General features: G+C 68.5%; 3 protein-coding genes. All 3 read left to right on the forward strand.

The features are described 5' to 3' along the window. The coding region (locus tag EPN31_RS16520; protein ID WP_367188329.1) for an EF-Tu/IF-2/RF-3 family GTPase at nucleotides 1-646 on the forward strand (646 nt) is incomplete at its 5' end. 34 nt (nucleotides 647-680) lie between these two features. Beyond that, nucleotides 681-1595, forward strand: a complete 915-nt coding sequence (locus EPN31_RS16525) for a CPBP family intramembrane glutamic endopeptidase (protein ID WP_291775892.1) — start codon at nucleotides 681-683, stop codon at nucleotides 1593-1595. Nucleotides 1596-1664: 69 nt separating this feature from the next. Then, complete coding sequence (locus tag EPN31_RS16530; protein ID WP_291775896.1) at nucleotides 1665-4505, forward strand: response regulator; 2841 nt, start codon at nucleotides 1665-1667, stop codon at nucleotides 4503-4505. Nucleotides 4506-4514: the final 9 nt, after the last annotated feature.

The following is a 4514-nucleotide window of genomic DNA, read 5'->3' on the forward strand; positions in this document are numbered from 1 at the left end:
CTCGGGCACCTACGCGGCCGGCATGAAGATGATCCAGACCCGCACCGGCAAGGAAGTGCGCATCGCCAACGCGCTGACCTTCATGGCCAGCGACCGCGAGATCGTGGAGACCGCCTACCCCGGCGACGTGATCGGCCTGCACAACCACGGCACCATCGCCATCGGCGACACCTTCACCGAGGGCGAGAACGTCAGCTTCACCGGCATCCCGAACTTCGCTCCCGAACTCTTCCGCCGTGCGCGGCTGCGCGACCCGCTGAAGATGAAGGCGCTGCACAAGGGCCTGGCGCAGCTCTCCGAGGAAGGCGCCACCCAGTTCTTCCGTCCGCTGATGTCCAACGACCTGATCCTGGGCGCGGTCGGCGTGCTGCAGTTCGAGGTGGTCGCCTACCGGCTGAAGGACGAATACAACGTGGACGCCAGCTTCGAGCCGGTGACGGTGACCACCGCGCGCTGGGTGCACTGCGACGACCCGAAGAAGCTGGAGGAATTCCGCGAGAAGAACGCGATGAACCTCGCGCTGGACGCAGCCGGCGAACTGGTCTACATCGCGCCGACGCGGGTCAACCTGCAGCTGGCGCAGGAGCGCTGGCCGCAGGTGCGCTTCGCCGCCACCCGCGAGCACGCGGCGGCGGTGGAGCTGTAGCCGCAACGCCACCGCACTGCTAACGTGCGGGGCTTTGCCGGGGGAGCCACGCATGCACGACCACGCCATCGCCTTCACCACGCCGCCCGGAGCGCCACGCCAGCGGCGCTGGCTGCTTTCCCCGCCGGGGCGGATTGCGATCTTCGTGGCCTGGCTGGTCGGCCTCATGGTGATGCTGCGGTTCGGCTTCCTCGCGCTGGGCATGGGCCAGGGCACGCCGATCCTGCAGCAGAACCTGGCGCAGTTCGTCGCCCGTGCGCTGGTGCCGCTGGCGGCTTACCTGATCCTGGTGAAGCTGGTCGAGCGCCGGGCGCTCATCGAGCTGGCGCCACGCTCGCTGTTGCCGCAGGGCCTGCTCGGGGCGCTGGGCGGGCTGCTGCTGTTCAGCGCCGTGGTGGCCGTGCTGTGGCTGGTCGGCAGCTACCACGTGAGCGCGTTCCAGCCGCATGCGCCATGGTTGGGCGCGTTGCTGGTGGTGGGTCTGGGCGCGGGCATCGGCGAGGAGATCGTCTTCCGCGGCGTGCTGTTCCGCATCGTGGAGGAAGGCCTGGGCACCTGGTGGGCGCTGGGCATTTCCGCGCTGCTGTTTGGCGCCATCCACGCTGCCAACCCCGGCGCCACGCTGTGGAGTTCGGCGGCCATCGCGATCGAGGCCGGTCTGCTGTTCGGCATGGTCTACCACGTGACCCGCTCGCTGCCGGTGTGCATGGGCCTGCATGCAGCATGGAATTTCGCCCAGGGCACGATCTACGGCATTCCGGTTTCCGGCACCGCGGCCGACGGCTGGCTGGTCTCCACCCGCAGCGGCCCGGACTGGCTTACCGGCGGCGCGTTCGGTGCCGAGGCATCGGTGGTGGCACTGGCGCTGTGTACCTTGGGCACGACCGGCCTGCTGGTCGTGGCGCGGCGGCGCGGCTCGATCGTGCCGCCGGTCTGGCGCCGCCGATGAGCCGGTGACTGCCCATGCCAGCCCTGGCGCCAGCCATGCAACAGGCGCGCAAACTGCGATGATTCCCGCATGCCCGTGAACCGAACACCCAATACGTGGCTGGCCAACCAGCCGCTGCAGCACAAGATCATGCTGGCCATCGGCCTGCTGCTGGGGCTGTTCCTGCTGGCCAACGCGCTCACCCTGCACTCGCTGCGCCAGCAGGAGGACGACCGGGGCTGGGCGACGCATACCTACCAGGTGCTGCTTCAGCTGGACCACGTGCTGCAATCGATGCAGGCCAGCCAGGTGGGCGCCCGCGGCTACCTGCTGACCCAGGATGCCGCACAACGCTACGCCTTCGAGAGCGCCAACCGGGATCTGGGCACCGATCTCGCGCGGCTGCGTGGACTGATGTCGGACAGCCCACTGCAGCTGTCGCGCATCGACAAGGTGGAGGAAACTGCACAACTGTGGCAGCGCGAGTTCCGTAGTGGAGTGATCGATGCTCTTGCCGGTCTGGGCACGCTCGACCCCGCACAGGCCGCGCTGCAGCGGCAACGCATCCAGTCCGACTACCTGAAACACCGCAGCATCAGCGCGAAGGAGATCGAGGACGTCATCGCGCAGATGACGCTGGACGAGGAGGCGCTGCTGTCCACGCGCAACCAGCGCCTGGACCGGACCATCGCCATCACCCGCACGGTCGACATCGTGGCGGCCGTGCTCGCCATCCTGTTCGGCCTGGCGGTGATCCGGCTGACCCTGCGCCTGGTCACCCGGCCGCTGCGCGCCCTGACCAACCAGCTGACCCGGCTGGCCAACCACGACCATGATTTCGAGATCCGTCGGCTCGAACGCCGCGACGAGATCGGCGAGATCGCCCGTGCACTGCAGGTGTTCAAGCAGATGTTGGTGGACAACCAGACGCAGAGCTGGATCAAGGAGCAGGTGTCCGACGTGGCCCACCTGCTGCTGCAGGCCACCACGCACAAGGAGTTCGCGCAGTGGCTCACCAGCGCGCTGGTGCCGTTGTGCAAGGCCGGTGTGAGCCTGTTCTATTCCTACGACGACGCGCGCCAGCGGCTCGACCTGATCGGCAGCTACGGCCTGCGCCTGAGCAACCGTTCGGCCGACCAGTACCTGCCGGGCGAGGGCCTGGTCGGCCAGTGCGCGCTCGAACGCAAGCCGATCATCCTGGACGACGTGCCCGCCGACTACCTGCACATCGACTCCGGCAGCGGCGCGGCGCTGCCCGGCCATCTGGTGATCCTGCCGGTGCTGTACCGCGACACCCTGATCGGCGTGCTGGAACTGGCCGGCTTCACCCCGCCGAGCCCGGTGGTGCACCAGCTGCTGGACGAGCTGCTGCCGCTGGTGGCGCTGAGCCTGGAAAACCTCAACCGCACGGTCAGCGTGCAGGGTCTGCTGCTGCGCACGCAGGAACAGGCCGACGAGCTGCGCGTGTCCGAACTGGTGATGCGCCAGCAGAAGGAGGTGCTGCGCGACAACAACGACGCGCTGCAGGCGAAGACGGAGGAACTGGAGGAACAATCCCGGCGGCTGATCGCCTCCGAAGAGGAGCTGCGCATCCAGGCCGACGAGCTGCAGGCGTCGAACGAGGAACTGCGCGAGATGACCGAGAGCCTCAACCGGCAGAAGTACGTGCTGGAGGACCTGCAGCAGGAAACCGCGGACAAGGCCGCCGAACTGGCGCGCGCCAGCCAGTACAAGTCCGAGTTCCTCGCCAACATGTCGCACGAGCTGCGCACGCCGCTGAACAGCCTGCTGATCCTGTCGCGCGACCTGGCCGGCAACGCCGGCGGCAACCTGGACGCGGATCAGGTCGAGTCGGCACGGATCATCCACGACGCCGGCAACAGCCTGCTGCACCTGATCAACGACATCCTCGACCTGTCCAAGATCGAGGCCGGCAAGATGGAGTTGGTGATCGACGAGCTGCCGCTGGCCGAGCTGGCGCAGCGGCTGCGCCGCACCTTCGGCCATGTCGCTGCGCAGAAATCGCTGGCGTTCGCGCTGACGATCGGGCCCGACCTGCCGGCAGCGCTGCGCACCGACGGCGCGCGGCTGGAACAGATCGCCAACAACCTGCTCGGCAATGCCTTCAAGTTCACCACCGAAGGCGCGGTGAGCGTGCACGTCGGCCGCCCCGATGGCGAGGTCGACATACCCGAGCTGCTGCATGGCCAGCCGCTGCTCGCGCTGACCGTCAGCGACACCGGCATCGGCATCCCCGCCGACAAACTCGAGCGCATCTTCAACGCGTTCGAGCAGGTGGATGCCGGCACCAGCCGGCAGTTCGGCGGCACTGGCCTGGGCCTGGCCATTTCGCGGCGGATGGCCAGGATGCTGGGCGGCGACCTGGTGGTGCGCAGCGAACCGGGCCACGGCAGCCGCTTCACCGCGCTGTTGCCGGAGGAGCCGCCGGCGGCCGCGTCGATGCAGTCGCAGGCCATGTCCGAACAGCAGGCCACCGCGCCGTTCACCGCGGTCGTCACCACCCCTGACCTGCCAGCAGCGGCAGCCGGCGGCGAGCTGGCCGGCCGCCGCGTGCTGCTGGTGGACGATGACATGCGCAACCTGTTCGCGCTGTCCAGGGTGCTGCGCGGCTGGGGCATGCAGGTGAGCCTGGCGCAGGACGGCGCCAAGGCGCTGCGCATGCTGGCCGAGGAGGCCGCGCCGGAACTGCTGCTGATCGACATCATGATGCCGGGCATGGACGGCTACGAGATGATCCGCACGATCCGTGCGCAGCCGCACTACGGCGCCCTGCCGATCATCGCGCTGACCGCCAAGGCCATGCACGGCGACCGCGAGAAATGCCTGCAGATGGGTGCCAGCGACTACCTGTCCAAGCCGCTCGACCTCGACCGCCTGGCAGTCACCCTGCTGGCCTGGCTGCGGCGCTGAGTACGCCGG

The organism is Castellaniella sp. (assembly GCF_004321985.1).
Lineage (GTDB): Bacteria > Pseudomonadota > Gammaproteobacteria > Burkholderiales > Burkholderiaceae_B > Castellaniella.